This window comes from Nonomuraea diastatica, assembly GCF_004349015.1.
GTDB lineage: Bacteria > Actinomycetota > Actinomycetes > Streptosporangiales > Streptosporangiaceae > Nonomuraea > Nonomuraea diastatica.
On the sequence record NZ_SMKP01000052.1, the window covers coordinates 35,254 to 55,201 of the forward strand.

General features: G+C 66.6%; 17 protein-coding genes. 5 read left to right on the forward strand and 12 right to left on the reverse strand.

All coding sequences use genetic code 11. The features are described 5' to 3' along the window. Window positions 1-84: 84 nt before the first annotated feature. Complete coding sequence (locus tag E1294_RS19645; protein WP_132510119.1) at window positions 85-468, forward strand: hypothetical protein; 384 nt, start codon at window positions 85-87, stop codon at window positions 466-468. Here E1294_RS19645 and E1294_RS19650 read toward each other — a convergent pair. The 3 genes from E1294_RS19650 to sodN all read right to left on the reverse strand — a co-directional run bounded on the left by E1294_RS19650 (window position 465) and on the right by sodN (window position 2,283). Further along, a complete protein-coding gene (locus tag E1294_RS19650) occupies window positions 465-1,244 on the reverse strand; it encodes an RNA polymerase sigma factor SigF (RefSeq protein WP_171055307.1) in 780 nt (259 codons plus the stop codon). The genes E1294_RS19645 and E1294_RS19650 overlap by 4 nt on opposite strands. 17 nt (window positions 1,245-1,261) lie before the next feature. Next, window positions 1,262-1,708 (reverse strand): ATP-binding protein, encoded by a 447-nt coding sequence (locus tag E1294_RS19655; protein ID WP_132510121.1) that lies wholly within the window; start codon window positions 1,706-1,708, stop codon window positions 1,262-1,264. Between the two features lie 173 nt (window positions 1,709-1,881). After that, window positions 1,882-2,283, reverse strand: a complete 402-nt coding sequence (sodN, locus tag E1294_RS19660; RefSeq protein WP_132331356.1) for a superoxide dismutase, Ni — start codon at window positions 2,281-2,283, stop codon at window positions 1,882-1,884. A gap of 17 nt (window positions 2,284-2,300) precedes the next feature. Between sodN and E1294_RS19665 the strand changes: the two genes are divergently transcribed. Next, window positions 2,301-2,723, forward strand: coding sequence for a S24 family peptidase (locus E1294_RS19665; protein ID WP_220447828.1), 423 nt, complete (start codon window positions 2,301-2,303; stop codon window positions 2,721-2,723). 1 nt (window position 2,724) lies between these two features. Here the strand turns inward: E1294_RS19665 and E1294_RS19670 are convergent, their stop codons facing one another. From E1294_RS19670 to E1294_RS19685, 4 genes are all read right to left on the reverse strand, one after another. Next, window positions 2,725-3,150 (reverse strand): CGNR zinc finger domain-containing protein, encoded by a 426-nt coding sequence (locus E1294_RS19670; RefSeq protein WP_132510125.1) that lies wholly within the window; start codon window positions 3,148-3,150, stop codon window positions 2,725-2,727. Window positions 3,151-3,220: 70 nt separating this feature from the next. Next, window positions 3,221-3,964 (reverse strand): amino acid ABC transporter ATP-binding protein, encoded by a 744-nt coding sequence (locus E1294_RS19675; protein ID WP_132510127.1) that lies wholly within the window; start codon window positions 3,962-3,964, stop codon window positions 3,221-3,223. Next, window positions 3,961-4,788: an amino acid ABC transporter permease gene (locus tag E1294_RS19680; RefSeq protein WP_132510129.1), complete on the reverse strand. Its 828-nt coding sequence runs from the start codon at window positions 4,786-4,788 to the stop codon at window positions 3,961-3,963. The genes E1294_RS19675 and E1294_RS19680 overlap by 4 nt, the downstream gene beginning before the upstream one ends. Window positions 4,789-4,791: 3 nt before the next feature. After that, on the reverse strand, window positions 4,792-5,646 hold the full coding sequence (locus E1294_RS19685) for an ABC transporter substrate-binding protein (protein WP_132510131.1): 855 nt from the start codon (window positions 5,644-5,646) through the stop codon (window positions 4,792-4,794). Between the two features lie 274 nt (window positions 5,647-5,920). Here E1294_RS19685 and E1294_RS19690 point away from each other — a divergent pair, with 274 nt between their 5' ends. Together E1294_RS19690 and E1294_RS19695 are read left to right on the forward strand one after the other, a co-directional pair. Then, window positions 5,921-7,111, forward strand: coding sequence for an NAD(P)-dependent malic enzyme (locus tag E1294_RS19690; RefSeq protein ID WP_246083122.1), 1,191 nt, complete (start codon window positions 5,921-5,923; stop codon window positions 7,109-7,111). Between the two features lie 238 nt (window positions 7,112-7,349). Then, complete coding sequence (locus E1294_RS19695; RefSeq protein ID WP_132510133.1) at window positions 7,350-8,702, forward strand: NsdA family TPR-like regulatory protein; 1,353 nt, start codon at window positions 7,350-7,352, stop codon at window positions 8,700-8,702. 56 nt (window positions 8,703-8,758) lie between these two features. Here E1294_RS19695 and E1294_RS19700 read toward each other — a convergent pair whose 3' ends face one another. The 5 genes from E1294_RS19700 to E1294_RS19720 form a co-directional block, all read right to left on the reverse strand. After that, window positions 8,759-10,258 (reverse strand): trypsin-like serine peptidase, encoded by a 1,500-nt coding sequence (locus E1294_RS19700; protein WP_132510135.1) that lies wholly within the window; start codon window positions 10,256-10,258, stop codon window positions 8,759-8,761. Between the two features lie 174 nt (window positions 10,259-10,432). Continuing rightward, complete coding sequence (locus tag E1294_RS19705) at window positions 10,433-11,965, reverse strand: trypsin-like serine peptidase (RefSeq protein ID WP_132510137.1); 1,533 nt, start codon at window positions 11,963-11,965, stop codon at window positions 10,433-10,435. 433 nt (window positions 11,966-12,398) lie between these two features. Continuing rightward, the gene (locus E1294_RS19710; RefSeq protein ID WP_132510139.1) at window positions 12,399-13,928 is read right to left on the reverse strand and encodes a trypsin-like serine peptidase; all 1,530 of its coding nucleotides are present in this window, start codon (window positions 13,926-13,928) and stop codon (window positions 12,399-12,401) included. A 735-nt stretch (window positions 13,929-14,663) separates the two neighbouring features. Beyond that, complete coding sequence (locus tag E1294_RS19715; RefSeq protein WP_132510141.1) at window positions 14,664-15,098, reverse strand: transposase; 435 nt, start codon at window positions 15,096-15,098, stop codon at window positions 14,664-14,666. Between the two features lie 87 nt (window positions 15,099-15,185). Next, the gene (locus E1294_RS19720; protein WP_132510143.1) at window positions 15,186-18,203 is read right to left on the reverse strand and encodes an AfsR/SARP family transcriptional regulator; all 3,018 of its coding nucleotides are present in this window, start codon (window positions 18,201-18,203) and stop codon (window positions 15,186-15,188) included. 362 nt (window positions 18,204-18,565) lie between these two features. Between E1294_RS19720 and E1294_RS19725 the strand changes: the two genes are divergently transcribed. Next, a partial coding sequence (locus E1294_RS19725; protein ID WP_165977376.1) for an RHS repeat domain-containing protein occupies window positions 18,566-19,948 on the forward strand: 1,383 nt, incomplete at its 3' end.

A 19,948-nucleotide genomic window follows, 5' to 3' on the forward strand; every position in this document is an offset into this window, starting at 1 on the left:
CAGCGTAGCCGGTTAAGCTCGTCCGCTTTGTGGGCCTAACGTCCTATTTCTCGGACCGTACGGTCCTGGCGGTAGGGTACGGGCGTGAACGGTCGCCCGCTTACCCTTCTCATCGCCGCCGTGGTCGTCGCCCTGGAGGGGCTCGTCGCGCTGGGGCTCGGCGTGCTCGTCGCGGTGCAGACGCTGACGGGAGCGCCGGACAACGTGACGACGGCCCTGGCGGAGTCGGGGTTCGCGCTGCTGGTGGCCGCCGGGCTGCTCTGGGTGGCCTGGGGCGGTCTGTTCAAAAGGGAGCGGTGGGGGAGGTCACCGGCCGTGCTGACGCAGATCTTCATGCTGCTCATCGCCGTCACCCTCATCCAGTCGGACCAGCCGCAGCTCGGCATCCCGCTGATCGTGGTCGCCGTGACAGGGCTCGTGACCCTGCTGGCGCCCTCCACCACCCATGCTCTCTATGGAGACGGTTAGTCGTCGGCGGTCAGGCCCTCGCGCAGCTGAGCCAGCGTGCGGGCGAGCAGACGCGAGACGTGCATCTGTGAGATGCCCAGCTCGGTGGCGATCTGCGACTGCGTCATGTTGCCGAAGAACCGCAGCAGCAGGATACGTTTTTCCCGCGGAGGCAGCCGCTCCAGCAACGGTTTGAGCGACTCGCGATATTCGACGCCCTCGAGTGACTCGTCGACGATGCCGAGAGAGTCGGACACCGCGGGAGCGTCGTCGTCGCCGGAGTCGGGGGCGTCGAGCGACACGGTCGAGTAGGCGTTGGCCGACTCGAGGCCCTCGAGCACCTCCTCCTCGGTCATCTTCAGGTAGGAGGCCAGCTCGGACACCGTCGGCGCCCGGCCCTCGCGCTGCGACAGATCGCTGATGGCCTTGGTGAGCGAGAGCTTCAGCTCCTGCAGGCGGCGCGGCACGCGCACCGCCCAGCCCTTGTCGCGGAAGTGCCGCTTGATCTCGCCGACGATCGTCGGCGTCGCGTAGGTGGAGAACTCGACGCCCCGGTTGAGGTCGAACCGGTCGATCGACTTGATCAGGCCGATGGTGGCGACCTGGGTGAGGTCGTCGAGCCACTCGCCCCTGTTGCGGAAGCGGCGCGCCAGGTATTCCACCAAAGGAAGGTGAAGCTCGACCAGCTCGTCCCTGATGCGCTGGCGGCGCGGCTCCTCAGGACCCAGCTCGGCCAGCTCGGCGAAGAGCCTGCGGGCACGGACCCTGTCGGGCACGGCGTGTTCGCTGGTGGCCATGGCTCCAGTCCTTTCCGTCACGCCGGCCCCGCCGTTCTCTGGGCCGCGCCTCGGCGCTTACGCAGGACGATCGCCATGCGATCGGGGAAACCCTGGGAAGGTGCCACGGCGTCCACGTCATCGGCCAGGGCGGTCAGCACCATCCAGGCGAAGTCGTCACGCTTGGGAGCGGAACTGCCGACGGTCGCCACCTCGACCCTGACCTGCATCTCCTGGCCGGTCAGCTCGAACTCGGCGGTCAGGTCGGTGCCGGGCACCGCCTCGCTCAGCAGCATGGCGCACGCCTCGTCGACCGCGATCCGCAGATCCTCGATCTCGTCCAGCGTGAAGTCGAGCCGCGCCGCGAGCCCGGCGGTGGCCGTGCGCAGCACAGACAGGTAGGCACTAGCGGCGGGGAGCCTGATGCTCACCACGTCGCGGATGCCGGCCACGCCCTCCGCGCGGGTCTCGGTTTCCTCGGTCACGTTCCTCCTCGCGTACGTGGGAACCGCCACGTGGCGGGCCGCTGACCGCGACCCACCGTATCCGACGCCAACTGCAACTTACCGTCCCTGAGCGGTGCTTGGACGCTTCAGACTCGCCATCAATGGAAAAGGCTCTGCGCGGTCGGCGACCGCGCAGAGCCTTAGGTGCCGTTTTAGGCGGCCTTGGTCTCCCAGAAGATCTTGGAGATCTCGTCGATCTTGCCCAGCAGATCCTCGGCCTTGCCGACGTCGACCGTGCCCTTGGCGCCGGCGGCGCCGGCGAGCTTTGTCGCGTCCCAGAACAGCTGGTGGAGCTGAGGGTACTGCTCGAGGTGCGGCGGCTTGAAGTAGTCGGTCCAGAGCACCCAGAGGTGGTGCTTGACCAGCTCCGCGCGCTCCTCCTTGATGGTCACCGCGCGGGCGCGGAAGACCGGGTCCTCGTTGGCCGCGTACTTCTCCATGATCGCCTTGACCGACTCGGCCTCGATGCGGGCCTGAGCGGGGTCGTAGACCCCGCAGGGCAGGTCGCAGTGTGCGGATGCGACATGCTTGGGTCGTAGCAGTCGTGCGAGCATCGGAAAGTCCTTCCTTGATGCTGAATCAGCTTGGTCCACAACCGACCTTACTCGGGTCCCGGTGCCCGTGGAGTAGGGGGTCGCAGCCCATGAGAGTGCGTGTCGAAGGCGATTCGATGCGTCCCGCGCTGGTGCCGGGAGACTGGCTTCTCGTCCGGCGCGGCGCGACCGTGCGCCCGGGTGACCTGGTGGTGGCCAGGCTCCCCGGCGACCCCGAACACCTCATCGTGAAACGGGCGCAGTGGCACGGGGCGGACGGCTGGTGGCTGGAGAGCGACAACCAGCGGGCCAGTGGCCGGCGCGACAGCTGGGACTTCGGCCCCGTTCACGACATCGTCGGCCGGGTGGTGCTGCGCTACTGGCCGCTGGTGCGCCGGGCCGGCGCCGGGAGGGCGTCCGGGCTGCGGAGACGGCGCCAGGCACGCCCGCCGGCGTGCTGAGTCAGGAGGCGTTCTTGCGGCGGGCGCGGAAGGCGGCCACGTTCGCGCGGCTGGCGCAGCGGGCCGAGCAGTAGCGGCGCGAGCGGTTGGACGAGGTGTCGAGGAACGCCTTGCCACAGCGCGGGTCGAGGCACCGGCCGAGCCGGTCGACGCCCAGCTCGGCCACGACCGCGGCCAGGCCCATCACGGCGCAGGCGGCGTAGTCGTCGGCCAGATGGAGGTGCCAGGGCCCGCCGTCGTGGTCGGAGAGCTGAGGGCGTACGGGATAGCGCACGAGCAGGGTGTTGAGCAGCGCGACCACCCGCCGGTCGTCGCCGGCCGCGTCGAAGACGGCGGCCAGCTCGTCGCGCAGGCGGGCTAGGTCGGGCGGCGGGGCGGGATCGTCGGCCAGCCGGACCGCCCACGCGGCGTAAGAGGTCAGGTCCATCCCGGTCCATTACACCACGGCCGGCCGGCGCGGCGGGAGCGGCTCGGGGAGACGCCCCCGCCGGTCGCGGCTATCCCTCGGGGTGCAGCACCCGGTGCAGGAACGCCTGGGTGCGCTCATGCCGCGGGTCGCCGATGACCTGCGACGGAGGGCCGTCCTCGACGACCACGCCGCCGTCCATGAACACCACCCGGTCGGCCACCTCGCGGGCGAAGCCCATCTCGTGGGTGACCACGAGCATGGTCATCCCCTCCTCGGCGAGCTTGCGCATGACGGTCAGCACGTCGCCGACCAGCTCGGGGTCGAGCGCCGAGGTCGGCTCGTCGAACAACATCAGGTCGGGCTCCATGGCCAGCGCCCTCGCGATCGCCACCCGCTGCTGCTGCCCGCCCGAGAGCTGGCCGGGCAGTGAGTCGCACTTGGCGCCGACGCCGACCTTGTCGAGGTTCTCCCTGGCGGTGACCTCGGCCTCGCGCTTGCCGCGCCTCAGCACCCGCTGCTGGGCGATCATCACGTTCTGCAGCGCGGTCATGTGAGGGAAGAGGTTGAACTGCTGGAAGACCATCCCGATGCGGCGCCGGACGGCGTCGATGTCGACGTCGGGGTCGGTGACCTCGATGCCCTCCACGAACACCTTGCCCTTGGTGGGCTGCTCCAGCAGGTTGACGCAGCGCAGCAGGGTGGACTTGCCCGATCCCGACGGGCCGATCACGCAGACCACCTGCCCGGGCTCGACCGTCATGTCGATGCCCTTGAGCACCTCGTTCTTGCCGAAGTATTTGTGCAGGTTCTTGAGCTCGATGGCGTGCGTCATCGGTTCCTCCCCTTACGTCCCTCCAGCCGGGACGCGAGGTATCCCAGCGGGATCGTGACGATCAGGTACGTCACGCCCGCCACCATGATGGGCGTGGCGTTGGCGTACTGGGAGGCCAGGTCGTTGCCGAACTTGGCGAGCTCGACATATTCGCCGGAGACGCCCAGGAACAACACCAGCGACGAGTCCTTGAGCAGGGAGACGAACTGGTTGGTCGTCGGCGGGATGACCATGCGCACGGCCTGCGGGATCACCACCGTGACCTGTGCCCTGGTCGCCGACATGCCCAGCGACCTGGCGGCCTCGGTCTGCCCCTTGGGCACGGCCTGCAACCCGGCGCGGAAGACCTCCGCCTGGTAGGCGGCGCCGACCAGGCCGAGCCCGAGGATGCCCTGGCCGTAGGTGCCGAACGGCACCTCGAACCCGGGCAGCGCCAGCGGCAGGAAGGTGATCATCAGGAAGATCAGCAGCGCTGGCAGGCCGCGGAAGATCTCGATGTAGAGGAGCGCGATCCAGCGGTAGGGCCGGACCTGGGAGATCCGCATGAGCGCGAGCAACAGGCCCAGCACGAACGCGAAGATGAACCCTCCGGCCGCGTAGATGATCGTGTTGCGCAGCGCGATGGTGAAGAGGTCGGGCAGCGCCTGCTCGGCCACGTCGGCCTTGGCGAAGTTTTGTGCGAGGCTGCCCCAGTCGGCGTACAGCGCCACGACGATGAGCGCCACGACCAGGATGGCGTACTGGACGCCGCGGCTGATCTGCTGTTTTTTCCGGGGGCTGAGCCTGGCGCGGACAGGCTCAGCCGTCGTCGGCTGGTCGGCCATGGATCAGCTCAGCTCGCCCGGCTTCTTGTCGAACCACTTCACGAAGATCTTCTCGTACGTGCCGTCCTGCTTGGCCTTGGCGATCTCTTCGTTGATCGTCTTGAGGAGCACCGGGTCGGCGTCCTTCTTCAGGCCGATGCCGTACTGCTCGCCGGTGTCGAGGCTGGCGATCATCTCGAACTTGGCCGCGATCTCGGGCTTCTTCAGCCAGGTGAGCACGACGGGCAGGTCCTGGACGACCACGTCGGCCTGGCCGGCCTGCAGGGCGAGCAGTTCCTTGGACGAGTCGGCGTACTCGGTCGGGTTGTGGCCGTTCTTTTTGACGTAGTCGAGGCCGGTGGTGCTGGCCTGCGCGCCCAGCTTGAGCCCTTTGGCCTTCACGTCCTCCAGCGACTTGGCGCCCGTGCCCTTCTTGGCCAGCAGCGCCTGCGTGGCGTCGAAGTACGGGTCGGAGAAGGTGATGTTCTGCTGGCGCTCCGGGGTGATGGTCATGCCGGCGGCGGCCACGTCGCACTTCTTGGCGGCCATGGCGGCACCGCTCTTGATCACCGCGAAGTCGATGTCCACGATGTTCTGGGTCACGCCGAGCTTCTTCGCGGCGAGGTCGACGATGTCCACGTCGAACCCGACGATCTTGCCGGTGTCGTCCTTGAACTGGAAGGGCTCGTACGGGATGTTGGTGCAGACGGTGAGCTTGCCCGGCTGGACGAGCTGGGCGCCACCGGCTGCGGAGGCGCTGGCGCTCGTGGTGCCGGAGCTCGAGCCGGATTCGCCGCCGCAAGCGGTGAGCGCGAGAGCGGCGGTCAAGGCGAGCGCGCCGGCGGCGTAGCCACGGCGGCCCTTGAGGCTGAGGGCCATGAACGGCCTCCTAGGAGTGAAAAGCCACGAAACTTGCGTTTTGTGCAGTTTAAATGGGGTTTTGTGCAGGTACGTCATCTGGGGTTTAACGATGCGTCAACGGAACGGCGTCGGCGCCGACACCATCTCACCATGTGGCAAGATGGGCACACGGGTGACCCCCGTAACCCCCTCCGAGATGACCGACGAGGGGATCCTGGCAGCTACCGAGGCCAGCCCGCTCGCGCTCGTCCGCCGAAGGTCTCTTCCGCTACCGATCAACACAGGGGTCGTTGTGGCTGCCACGCCCGCATCTTCTTCTCCCGACACACTCGACGTCGATCCTGCCTTCGCGCTGCACCGCGGGGGCAAGCTCGAGGTCCGTTCCACCGTTCCCGTCCGTGACGCCGATGACCTGTCGCTGGCCTACACGCCCGGCGTCGCCCGGGTCTGCACCGCGATCGCCGACAACCCCGCGCTGGCCGGCGACTACACCTGGGTCCCCAACGTGGTCGCCGTCGTCTCCGACGGCACCGCCGTGCTCGGCCTGGGCGACATCGGCCCCTCGGCCGCCATGCCGGTCATGGAGGGCAAGGCCCTGCTGTTCAAGGAGTTCGCCGGCGTCGACGCCGTGCCGATCTGCCTCGACTGCACCGACGTCGACGCGCTCGTCGAGACCGTCGTGCGGCTCGCGCCCTCGTTCGGCGGCATCAACCTGGAGGACATCAGTGCCCCGCGCTGCTTCGAGGTCGAAGACCGGCTGCGCGACCTGCTCGACATCCCCGTCTTCCACGACGACCAGCACGGCACGGCCATCGTGGTGCTCGCCGCGCTCCAGAACGCCGCCCGTCTGACCGGCCGAGCGCTCGGCGACCTGCGCGCCGTGGTGGCCGGCGCCGGCGCCTCCGGCGTCGCGGTCACCAAGATCCTCCTGGAGGCGGGCGTCGGCGACATCGCCGTCGCCGACTCCAAGGGCATGATCTACGAGGGCCGTGAGGGCCTCAACCCCGTCAAGGAGGCGCTCGCCCGCCAGACCAACCGGGCCGGGCACACCGGGTCGACGGAAGACGCCCTCGCAGGCGCCGACGTGTTCATCGGGCTGTCGGGGTCGACGGTGTCGGAGCAGGCCATCGCGTCCATGGCTCCCGAGGCCGTGGTGTTCGCCCTGTCCAACCCGACGCCCGAGGTCGAGCCCGGCGTGGCCGCCAAACACGTCGCCGTCGTCGCCACCGGGCGCTCCGACCACCCCAACCAGATCAACAACGTGCTGGCCTTCCCCGGCGTCTTCCGCGGGGCCCTCGACGTGCGGGCCACCACCATCACGGAGAACATGAAGGTGGCCGCGGCCACCGCGCTGGCGGCCGTCGTCGGTGACGACCTGGCGGCGACGTACGTCATCCCGAGCCCGTTCGACGACCGGGTCGCGCCCGCCGTGACGGCCGCCGTGGCCGCCCAGGCCCGCGCCGACGGCGTGGCCCGCGCCTGACCTGCGGCATCACTCCTGAGCGGGGGCCCGACGGCCCTCGCTCTCTTCTTGCCGCGGTTATCCCGCGCGACGGCGGGTAGATGCGGACCTCTCCAGGAGGAGGGGATCGCCGACGGGCCGGGTGCGGGACAGAGTCTGGTTGAGGTCAGCGAACTGCCATATTCTCTTTACGCTAGGTGCTATAACTGTAGCTCTCTGTAAAGATTTGTGGGCGCCGGCTCCTGCGACGAGGAGAGCGATGGAACGCGAGCCTAACCGTCTGCTGCAGCAACTCATCGCGGAGGCGGGGTTCTCCCATAAGGGATTGGCCAGACGTCTCAACGATCTGGGAGCCGCACGCGGGACACCAGGCCTCAAGTACGACCACAGTTCCGTGCTGCGCTGGATCAGCGGTCAGAGGCCGCGCGATCCCGTGCCAAGTCTGCTCACCGAGATCTTCGCGCTACGGCTGGGCAGACGGGTCACCTCGGACGACCTTGGCATGCCGGTCATCTCCCCCCTCGATCTCGGACAGGAGTTCACGCACACCTGGCAGGAGGGGGTCGCGACCGTGACGGCGCTATGGCGTGCCGATGTAGAGCGACGAAGGTTCCTGATCGACTCGACCTTCGCGATCGGAGCCGGCTCCGTAGGAGCCATACGCTGGTTGACGTTCCCCACCGAGGGACGCCCGAGCGGCATGGGCGCGCGGCGGGTGGGCCGCGCGGACATCGTCGCCATCCGCGAGGTCACCCGATCGTTCGGTGAGCTCGACAACCGCTTCGGCAGCGGCCGTGTCCGCTCGTCCGTGGTGAGATATCTCGACAACGCCGTCTCGCCGCTGCTCAAGGACGGCTCCTACGACGACGCCACCGGCAAGCAGCTGGCCACCGCGGCCGCCGAGCTGACCCGGCTGGCCGGGTGGATGGCCTACGACATGGAGCAGCACGGCCTCGCCCAGCGCTACCTCATCCAGGCCCTGCGCCTGGCCAGGGGCGCCGACGACCAGACCCTGGGCGGGGAGATCCTGGCCGGCATGGCCCACCAGGCCATCTACATGGGCCAGCCGGCGCACGCACTCGACCTGGCCAGGGCCGCCCAGATGGCGGCTCGCAGCGCCGGCGTGAAAACCCTGCTGGCCTCCTCGCAGGTGCTGGAGGCCCACGCCCACGCCGGCATGGGCGACACCCGCTCCTGCTCCGCCTCGCTCAACGAGGCGGAGCGCGCCTTCGACGCCCGCAGGCCCGCCGACGAGCCCCCGTGGCTGAGCTACTTCGACGAGGCCTACCTGTCGGCCAAGTTCGCCCACTGCTTCCGCGACCTGGGGGAGGGCGAGCAGGTCGTCCGCCACGCGCACCGTTCGCTCGACATGGACTCCCGCTACGTGCGAGGGCGGATGTTCAACCTGTCGCTGCTGGCCGCCGGCCTGCTGCAGTCGGGCGAGCTGGAGGAGGCCTGCCAGGTCGCGTCCGGCGCGCTGGCGCTGTCGGGTGAGCTGCAGTCGGCCAGGTCCCGCTCCTACGCCGACGACCTCCGGCGGCGCCTGAAGCCCTACCGCAACGAGCGGCCCGTGCGGGCGCTGCGCGAGCGCGAGTTGTCCACCGCCGTCTGAACACGAAACGGCCCGGACCGCCCCTGCGGGCGATCCGGGCCGGCGCGCTGGACCTCTTACTTGAGAAGCTCGCCGTGCGGGCCGACGATCCTCTTGGTGGTCGCGTAGTTGGCCTTGTTGTACACGTCGGCCGTCTCACTGTCGAAGACGGCCGAGCTGATGTAGTCGATCCGGCCGTTCTTGTCGGTGTCGTGGAACATGCTCGTCACGCCGTTGACGTAGCCCACGCGCTTGGCGTTGCTGTACTTCATGAGCCACGGGCCGCCGTCGGCGCCGGGGGTCATCGAGCACTTGAGCACCTGGTGCGTGTCGACCCTGAACATGTTGACCTGATACTTCTTGGTGCCGGTCTTGCCGTAGCAGTGCTTCGGCGTCACCCCGGTGAAGGGCTTGTCGCCGTCGGGGTGCGGGGCGGAGGGGTAGCCGAAGGCCATGACCTTCTGGTTCAGCGGCTGGTTCCAGGAGAAGCCCTGACCGCCGACGGTGTCGCCGAGCCGGCCCATGTCCTTGGCGATGCCGATGATGTACTGCGCCTCGTAGTACTTACGGGACGTGCCGGGCTTGACCCACTTCTGCACGTAGTAGTGGGTGATCTTGTAGTTGCCGAGGGCGTCGGGGCCCCTGCCCTTGTCGCCGGGGCCGTTGTAGGCGGCCCACTTGGGCTGGGTGACGTGCTCGACGACGGGCTCACCGAACTTGAAGCCCTGGCCCTTGCCGACCCTGGCGGCCTTGTACTTGGCCGCGCTGACCTCGACCTTCTCGAGGACGGCGCCGGGGTAGTCGGGGCCGACCAGGTCAGCCGGCGTGTTCTTGCCCTCGGACCAGCATTCGCCGAGGTTCAGCACGCACTTGACGTACTCCTCGCGGCTGATCTCACGCGGCTTCACCCACTTGTCGCCGGCCCAGGCCTTGAACTCCTTGGCGGTGACTCGCTTGTCCGGGCCCAGGCCGAAGCCGTTGTGCACGGCGACGAAGGCGTAGTCGCCGTCGTAGTCGTCGTAGGTGTCGAGGTCGTACGCGGTGAAGGCGTACGCGCCGACGTAGACACCCCAGGGGGCCTTGCCCTGGTAGTAGCCCGGGACGAAGATCCACTTGTCGTAGACGTCGTCCTTGCCGTTCTCGAACACGCAGTGCCCGGCGGTGGCGACCAGGTTGCGGTTCCTGGACTGGATGGACGTGGCCGTGCACCAGCGGTAGTTGCCGGCCTTGTCGAGGAAGAAGACCTTGCCGACGGTCTTGGGCAGGTTGACGCTCGACACCTTGGCAGAGCTCTTGGTGGTGCCGGTCGGGGCGGTGCTCCCGGGCTTGCCGTCGGACGAGCTGCCGCTGCCCCCCGAGGACACGAGCTTCGGCGGGGCCTTGGTGTCCAGGTTGTACTGGGTGGCCTTCTTCAGCGCGGCTCCGTTGGAGTCGAGCCAGAAGAAGGCGGCGCCGTAAGCGTCGGCGGGCTTGGGTTGGAGGTCGTCGGACGCCCAGTGCGGTTGGGCGTTGGCGGGTGCGGCAAGGGTCACGGCGCTCAGGCCGGCGGCGGCTAGGGGGATGAGCAGGCGCTTCACGGGAGGCTCCACAGTTGTCAAAACGGGCGTAAGAACCCTATCGACCCTTCAGTCACTCTTGTAAGGGGATTCACGGATTTCACGCTAATAAAGGGCAAAGGGCCCGGCTGGATGCCGAGCCCTCTGGTCGTGCTGGTGAACGAAGACGAGTCCTCGTTCGGGGTCCGCAGTGAACTACGGGATGAGCTTGCCGGACCACGCGGCCGCAGCGGCCTTGTAGACCGTGTTGGCCTCACCGTCGAAGTACGCCGAGGTGATGGTGTCGTAGCGCTTGTTGTCGTCGCTGTCGACGATCAGGCTGGTGACACCGTTCACGTAGCCGAGGCGCTTGGCGTTGCTGTACTTGTACAGCCACGGGCCACCGGCGTAGCCACCGGTGACGGCGCACTTCAGCGCCACCTGCTCCTCGACCCGGTACTGGGCGATCTTGTAGGTGTTCTTGCTGGTCTTGCCGTAGCACCACTTCGGCGTAACGCCCGTGTAGGCCTTGTTGCCGTCGGGGTGCGCGCCCTGCGGGTAACCGAACGTCCGGATAGCCTTGCCGGTCGGCTGGTTCCACGAGAAGCCCTGGCCACCGACGTTGTCGCCCAGCTTGCCGACGCTCTTCACCTCGTGAACGATGATGAAGAAGTCGGTGCGGTAGAACTTCTTGTCGGTGCCCGGCTTGTACCACGCCTGCACGTAGTAGTGCGTGATCGTGGAGTTGCCCCGCCGGTCCAGCTTGACGGTGCCGGGGAACTTGGCCGGGTTCGCTTCCTGGTTCTTCAGGTAGGCGGCAGCCTCGTTGTAGGTCACGTTCTCGACGATGGGCTCGCCGAACTTGCGACCGTTGCCCTTGCCCACGCGGGCAGCCTTGTACCGAGCCTCGTTGACCTCGACCTTGGCCACCTCAGCGCCAGGGTAGTCAGGGCCGGCGAGCTCAGCGTCGCTGCCCTTCTGACGCCAGTAGTAGTCGGAGGTCTTCGGGTCGAGCTTGCCCTTGCGGAACTCTTCCCTGCTGACCTCGACGTCCTTGGCCTCCTTCTCGCCCTTGTAGGCGTCGAACTCGGCCTTGGTGACCTGCTTCGGCTTGTTCAGCGTGCCGCCGATGCCGTCGTAGACGGTGACGAACGCGTAGTCGCGGTCGAAGTCCTCGTACACGTCGAAGTCGTAGTGGGTGAAGGCCTGCTTACCCACGTAGACGCCCCAAGGAGCCTTGCCCTGGTAGTAACCGGGGACGAAGACCCAGCGAGACACGGTCTCCTGGTTGGCCTTGATGTCGTACACGCAGTGGCCGGCCGTGGCGACCAGGTTGCGGTACTTCGACTGGATCGAGGTGCCCGAGCACCAGTACAGCTTGCCGTCGCGACCCTCGAAGAACACCTTACCGATGGTCTTCGGGAAGTTGACGTTCTGGGTCTTGGAGGAGGACTTGCCTTCCTCGCCGATCGGCTTGGTCTCACCGGGCTTGGTGTCCGCGGTATAGCCGCCGCTGCTCTGGATCTTCTTGACCTCGAGAGCGTCGGGGCTGAACGCCACGGCGCCCTTGAGGGCAGCGTTGTTGGACTTGGTCCAGAACTCGAGCGTCTCGGCCGCCTTCTGGGCGTTCGCCGCCAGAGCGTCGCTGGCGACGGTCTTGTCGGCGGCCTGGGCGGTGCCGGCCAGGCCGGCAGCCAGAAGACCGGTGGCCAGAACCACGCCACCAGCCGGGATGAGGATGCGCTTCACAATGACTCCTTGCGCTGTCGTGGAACGCCTCTTGCGTCCCATGCGTCAGTAAAGGGATAGCCAGGAACATACAGTGTCGATCTTGGGAACCGGTAGCCGCTTTGCCAGGAAAAGCTGCGACAAGTCGGGCGTGATCGTTTCGTGATGTTTAACTGGCTAAACCGCAGGAGCTGAGCGAAGCTCACCTTCTCGCCGTTTGCCCTGATCAACATAAGTACGTTGTCAGGGTGACCAGCGAGGCGCGGGGGTTGCGCGAATCAAGGCCGACGCTTCTATGTGACACAGATCACAAAGGATGCATGGCACCATCTGGCGGTCCCATGCGTCAAAACGCCTTCACTTCTGGGCCGGAAAAGCAGAGGGGCTCGGCACATGCCGAGCCCCTCGCTTGTAACGCCTAACGAACGGTTTAGGGCCGGTCGCTACGAGTTACTTAGACGACCTTGCCGGACCACGAGGCCGCAGCGGCCTTGTAGACGGTGTTGGTCTCGCCGTCGAAGTACGGCGACGAGATGTAGTCAACGCGGCCGTTGCCGTCCTGGTCGTTGAAGGTGCTGATGACACCGTTCACGTAGCCGAGACGCTTGGCGTTGCTGTACTTGTACAGCCACGGGCCACCGTCGGCGCCCTCGGTCATGGCGCACTTGAGGGCGACGTGCTCCTCGATCTTCTTGGCCTTCGAGCCGACCAGCTTCTTCGTGGTCTTGCCGTAGCACCACTTCGGAGTAATGCCGGTGTAGGCCTTGTTGCCGTCGGGGTGAGGAGCGGCCGGGTAGCCGAACACGCGCACGGCCTTGCCGGTGGGCTGGTTCCACGCGAAGCCCTGACCGCCGACGTTGTCACCGAGACGACCCGCGTCCTTGGCGAAGTCCTCGATGATGTAGAAGACGGTCTTGAAGTACTTCGAGTCCGAGCCCGGCTTGTACCACTGCTGGACGTAGAAGTGCGTGATCGTCCAGTTGCCGCGGCGGTCCTTGACCACCTTGGCCGGGTACTTCGTCGGGTCCTGAGCCTGCTTGGCCTTGTAGGCGGCAGCCTCGTTGTCGGTCACGATCTCGGTGATGGGCTCACCGAACTTGCGGCCGTTGCCCTTGCCCACGCGGGCAGCCTTGTATTGGGTCTCGGAAACCTCGACCTTGCCGACCTCGGCACCCGGGTAGTCGGGACCGGTCGCCTCAGGCGCCGAGCCCCTCTTCACCCAGTAGTAGTCTGCGGTCTTCGGGTCGAGCTTGCCCTTGCGGAACTCCTCCCGGCTGACCTCGACGTCCTTGGCATCCTTGATGCCCTCGTACTTGTCCCACTCTTCCTTGGTGACGTTCTTGGACTTGCTCGCGTCGAGCTTGACACCGTTGTACACGGTGACGAACGCGTAGTCGCGGTCGTAGTCCTCGTACACGTCGAAGTCGTAGTGGGTGAAGGCGGTCTTGCCGACGTAGATGCCCCACGGGGACTTGCCCTGGTAGTAACCGGGGACGAAGACCCACTTGTCCATGGTGGCCGAGTTCGTCGCGGTGTCGTACACGCAGTGGCCGGCCGTGGCGACCAGGTTGCGGTGGCTCGACTGGATCGAAGTGGCGGAGCACCACTTCTTCTCGCCCTTGCTGTTGACGAAGAACACCTTACCGATGGTCTTCGGGAAGTTGACGTTCTGCGTCTTCGACGAGGACTTCTTCTCCTGGCCGATCGGAGCGGTCGAACCCGGCTTGGTGTCCGAGCTGTAGCCGCCCTTGCTCTGCAGCTTGGAGACATCGGACTTGGTCCAGATGTCGGACTGCTTGGCGGCCTTAAGGGCAGCACCGTTGTTCTCCGCCCAGAAGTTCGCGATGGCCTTCGCGTTGGCCGCGCTGGTCGCCATGTTGTCCTTGGCGACGTCGCTGTCAGCCTGAGCCGAGCCGACGAGGCCGGCAGCCAGAAGACCGGTGGCGAGAACGGCACCACCGGCGGGGATGAGAATGCGCTTCAAGGGAACTGCTCCTTGCTCTGTCGTGGGTCGCAACTTGCGTCCCATGCGTCAGTAAAGGGATAGCAAGGAACATAGCGTGGTGATCTCCGCAGGTGGAACCCGGTTTGGAAGATCCGGAAGTGACTCTTACCGCCGTTACCGTGCTGTTACCAGTCAGAGATCTTCGCGTATGGTGACCGAAGGGTTACATCTTCGCAGGGTATGGGCGACATGTTGCTGCCGGGACGAAAGGTCCGTTAGCACTCCGACACAGAACGTAGCCGGGAAAACGTGACTTAGATCACAGGAACCAGATCGGAGCCTGCCCCGTCTAAGATGCTCGCCTCCTCTCAGGCGATCTTCAGGTTCCGACCCAATACATCCACATTCGCCTGGTTTGTCGGGATTTGCTGCTGGGGCAACGACGGGCGTTCCCTCGGCTCGCGAGGAGAGGTGGGCGGTGATCGCCGCGAGGGCGCGGGCCGGTGCGGGTCGCCGGAGCCGCTGTGCGGCCGGTTCCTGGCCAAGGGGGAGGCATCGCCCTGGTCGCCGCCCGGTCCCTCGTGCCCCGGCGGGCCGGTCGTCCCAGGCCCGAGGAACGTTCCCTTTATATAGAGGTGGGGGATGCAGGGTCGCCGTTGTGCGCGTTCAGACAGGGGCCGGTCAAGTGATACTCGAACTCGCCCGCCAGGCCACGGGTGACCATCGAGGGCCGATGCCACGTATCAACACGCGCATGGAGCGCCCGTACGCGACCTATACGGTCCTCTGGCCGACGACCTCCGCCAGATGGGCGCGGAGCCGTGTCAGCACCGGATCGCTCGGCGTCGCTCTCCTGCGCCGAGGTGTCGGCGGCGGGACGGCGCGCAGCTTGGGGCGGCGACTCGATGCATCGCTGGGCGTTTGGGCGCTCGTGCCCTGAACGACTTCGATCGCGGACAACAACTGTTGCCAGGTTCCGTCCGCCGCCCACCGTCGATGACGCTTATATATAGCGACCCAGCATCCGAACCGCTGTGGCAGATCTCGCCAGTGCTCCCCGGTGCGGGCCTGATAGAGCATTGCGTTGATCGCCGCCCGATGGCCGGTCCGCGGACGTCCGCGTCTGTCGTCAAGGGGTAGCAACTCTTCCGGGGGCAGCAGCGGCGCCAGCCGTTCCCATTCGGCGTTCGTCAGATCACCACGACGCATGCGCCCATGGTGACAAGGTAAACACTCTCTGTCAGGAGAACTAAGGAAGATCTTCCTTGACGGGCCGCCCGTCACCGCCGTTCCGGTTCATGGCAGGCGCTTGGCGACATCCTCGGCCTGCGGGACGCCCATGGGGGCGAGAATGCTGAGAGCTTCACGGAGATGGTGTTCCGCTCTGCTTGGCTGACCGAGAGCGTGGTGAGCGCCCGCGACGGCGCGGTGTGTGAGCCCTTGCAGGAAACGGTCGGTGATCTCGTCGGCTATTTCCAGGGCGAGGCGACAGTTCCTCAGCGCCTCAAGGGCGTCTCCGCCTGCCAGGTGATAGTGGCCCAGGTCCAACAAGATCTCGCACTCGGTGGTGCGGTCGCCGCCGTCTCTGATGAGGGCGAGCGCCCGCAGATGCGACTCGGCCGATTCGGCGAGACGGCCCTGCTTGCGGTACACCCGGCCGATGCCGTTGAGCGCGCCGGCCTCGAACCTGGTCTGGCCGATCTCCCCGTTCAGGCGAAAGGCGCGTTCGTAACAGTCCAGGGCCGTCTCTGAGTCGCCCAGCTCGTCATAGACGTCTCCTAGCAGGGTGAGCGTGTAGCCCTCGTCGCTACGGTTGCCGTTCGCACGGTCGTAGTCGAGGCATCTACGTAGGCAGGACAGAGCCTCGGACGATCGCCCCATCCGGAGATTGACGATCCCTAGAGCCACTGTCGCCAGGATCTCCCCACGCTCGTTGCCCAGTTGCCGATACAAGTCGACCGCCCTCAGGTTGTCGGCCATCGACTGGCGGAAGTCTCCGTTCCAGAGGCGGCTGTATCCGATCCTGTAGAGCGCGTACGCCTCGCGCACGGGATCGCCGACCACGCGGCTCAGATTCAAGGCCTGCTGCTGGTACTCGATGCATTCCCGCACGCGTCCGGCCATGAGTAGAGCCATGCCCAGGGCATTCAGTACGCGTCCTTCACCGTCTCGGTCACTCAGGACCCGTACCGCCTCCAACGCCAGCCGGAGGCTTGCCAGCCAGTCATCGACCTGGTTCCTCAGGTAGAAGAAGTAGTCCAGTGTCTCCACCAGCTGCCAGGCGTGGGCGTTGTAGCCGTGCCGCCCGGCGTACTGGATCACGGACATGAGCATGGGATACCGGAGCTCCAGCCAGGCAGCGGCGGGAGCGAACCCGTCGAACACAGGCACGTCGTGTACGGGAGGCGAGCACTTGAGCTCGTGGTTGAGGCTGGACATGTAAACCTGGTCCATCGCCGCCCTTGAGGCGTGCAGGAGCCAGTCGAACAGCCGGAACAGGGCGTCGTGCCGGAGCTGTTCGCCGTCGTGAGCGTGGCTGAGCTCGCGCGCGAAGAGCCACACGAGATCGTGCAGGAAGTAGCGGCCATTGCCGTCGCGGTGGACGAGATGTGCTCTGATGAGCGCGTCGACCGCCGAGTCGATGTCGTTCCTGGACTCCTCCGTCATGACGAGAAGCTCGTCGACACCGAGGTTCGGGCCGGGGTGCAACCCCATCATCCTGAACGTCCGCTGGCATGTTTCCGTGAGCCCTTGGTACGACAGTTCGAAAGCGTGCCGGACGCCGACACCGGGGTCGCCCTCGATCTCGAGCACGGACAGTGGATCGTCTGCGAGGAAAGCGGCCAAGAAGTCGCCGATGGGCATGTCCGGCTGGCCCCAGAGATGGGCCGCGGCCAGGCGGAGGGCGAGGGGCAGATGACCGCACAGGCGGGCCAGCGACTTCGCGGCGTCCATCTCGCGGGACACTCGCTCCTCGCCCAGGATCGAGGCGAGTAACGTCATCGCCTCCTCGGCCGACAGCACGTCGAGAACCACGCTGTACACGTCATGAGTGGTGACGAGACCGCGTAACGAATCTCGGCTCGTGATCACCACTTTGCAGCGGGAACCGCCGGGTAGCAGGGGACGGATCTGGTCGGCCCTGGCGGCGTTGTCGAGCACCAGAAGCAGCCGCCGGTCGGCCAGCAACGACCGGTACAGCGTTTCTTTCTCGCCCATTCCGTGGGGGATCGCGTCCTGAGCCACGCCAAGTCCGTGCAGGAGCTGGTGCAAGGCCTGCATGGCCGTCGCAGGCTCCCCGGGTGAATAGCCGTGCAGGTCGATGTAGAGCTGCCCGTCCGGGAAGCGCGCCTCGTGCCGGTGGCCCCAACGCGTCGCGAGCGCGGTTTTGCCGATCCCCGGCGCACCTGTCACGACGGCCATCGTCACCGCGCCGGGTTCGCCCGACAGCAAACGATCCAGATGATGCATGTCGTCCTCGCGTCCGGTGAAACGGACGATGTCGGCCGGCAGCTGGCGCGGTGTCACGGATCGTCTAAGAGCGGTCGTGTCCGTCGCACCGGCTGGGGACGGGCCTGTCTTCGCGGGGGCTGCACGCAGGATCTCCTGGTGCAGGGAGGTCAGCTCCTGGCCCGGATCCAGCCCGAGCTCCTGACGCAGATGGTGACGCCCGATTCGATATTCCTCAAGGGCCTCCGCGGTGCGGCCTGAGCGGTGGAGTGCCGTCATCAGGTGGCCGCGCAGCCGTTCCTGCAGGGGATGTTCCGTCACGAGGTGCCGTAACTCGCTGATCAGATCCGCATGGCGCCCAACGGCGAGATCGGCTTCGATCCGGTCGGCGAGCGCGGCGATCCGCAGTTCGTCAAGCGCGGCGCCCTGCGTGAGCATCAGCTCGTCCCGGGTGCCCGCCAGCGCGGAGCCGCGCCACAATGTCAGCGCCTCGCGGAACTGCTCCGCCGCCCGCTGAACGTCGCCGGCGGCCTGGGACGTGCGTGCCGCCCGGACCCCGGCGGTGAAGATGGCGAGATCGGCACCGCCCGGCGGCACATGGAGCCGGTAGCCCGTCGGCGTGCCGGACAGATGAACGGGAGTGCTCAGCAGGCGCCGCAGTGACCACAGGTGGTTGTGCAGCAGCTTCCGGCCTGTTGCCGGGAGGTCCGTCCCCCAGAGCGCGGCGAGCAGCCGGTCGTGAGAGACCACGTGGTTTGCGTTGAGCACAAGGACCGCCAGGAGGGTCCGCTGCTTCTGGCCGACGACGGAAACCGAGTGTCCGTCGCGCCACAGATCCACCGGGCCCAGGATCCGATACTCCACATGCCCCTCCTAGAGCCAGGTCGTGAAGTGTGGGTGGTGCCGAACCCGCCACGGCGTGACCAGGAGCTCCGTAGCTGGAACCTCTGAATATCAGATCAGCACGACAAGATCGAGAGTTGGCGGTGCCAAGATCGAGAGTGCTGGGTCGCATCCTGCCATCGACACGTTCGGCCTGGTGCGTTGATTCCGTCATGTGACGCCCTGGGTCTCCCCTTCATGGATCGAGGCCGTTGATGAACCGGTTGGGCAGGATGGCGAGGCGGGTCAGGACGCTTCGCAGACAGTCGGCGTTGCTCCCCGGCAAGGACGACCGGGCGAGGCATCGAGCCGTGTATGGGGCATGGGCTCGATCAGGGCTGCAGGTGCTCGCGATCCTCATGGCCGTGCTGCCTGGGTTGCTGACGCTTATTTCCATTCCTGCTCAGGCCGTGGAACTTGTGAACCTGGAGTTATCGGTCACCGGGGGAACGGATGATATGCCCCGGCAGATGGCCGAAACGGCGGCCGGTCTGCCGTCGCTGGTGCCCTCATCCGTGGCGCAGGCTTCCGCAGGCGTGCCAGAGCCGGACGGGGACGGTAGGCGTCCGGAAGGCGCTGTGCCGCTGGAGCAGCGGGTTCGCACCGAGCCTCCTGCTGGGAAGGAAGAGCGGGAGCTTCCCAGCGGGACACGACGTATCGAGCAGCGAGACGCGGCGTGTTGCTCGCCAGTGATTGAGGACCGTTTTCCGCTGGATTGGGCGCTGGCTGACACGTTGACGCCGTTGTTGCTGGTGCGGGCCTCCAGCGACAACGGCATGGACTACACCTTCAAGGTCTGCGACGACGCCTCGATGGTGAAGGGGTGCTTTTCCTCCAGAGTGCTGGGCGACACCCACTTTTGGCGGGTGCCCGCGGGCAAATTGGCGTGGAGCCATCAGTACTTCTGGCAGGTGACGGTCAAGGACCGTGGCACCTTGGCTCAAACGGTGTCGGATGCGGACTCCTTCACCACGGGGGTGCGGCAGCCGGTGGTGGGTTCCCAGCTGGCGACGCGAGGGCCGGATGGCCAGGAGTTCGATCAGGTCACTGGGAACTACACGACCACGAAGACGGATGTGAAAGTGGCCGTGGCAGGGCCTCCGCTGTCGGTCGTGCGTTCCTATAACACCTTCGATCCGCGTGGCGACGGGATGTTCGGCACCGGCTGGTCCACTCGCTGGGACATGAAAGTTGTCCGTGACGGTTCGGCGTTGCTGGTGACGCAGCCGGATGGGCGGGTGCTGCGTTTCGGCGCGAAGGGCGATGGCACGTTTCAGCCGCCTCCGGGGATGTTCGTCACGCTGGCGGAGGTGGTCGGCGGAGGCTGGAGACTGATGGACAAGTCCGCCACCTCGTACGTGTTCGACGGGGACGGGCGGCTGAGCACGATCTCGGACAGCCGGGGGCGTAGCCAGGACCTGGCCTATGACGCGGCGGGGTTGCTGTCCACGGTGAGTGCGATGGGCGGACGGTCGCTCCGCTTCACCTGGACCGGGAGCCACGTCACCCGTGTGTCCACTGATCCCGTCGACGGCCAGGCGTTGACATGGACATACGAGTACGACGCCGGCAGGCTGACAAAGGTATGCGCTCCCGGTGCCGAGCCTGTGTGCACCCGTTACGAGTACGGCAGCGGCTCCAACTATCGGGCGGCGGTCCTGGACTCGGGCCCGTACGGGTATTGGCGGTTGAACGAGGCTGGAGGCGAGGAAACGGCGGATCTGGGG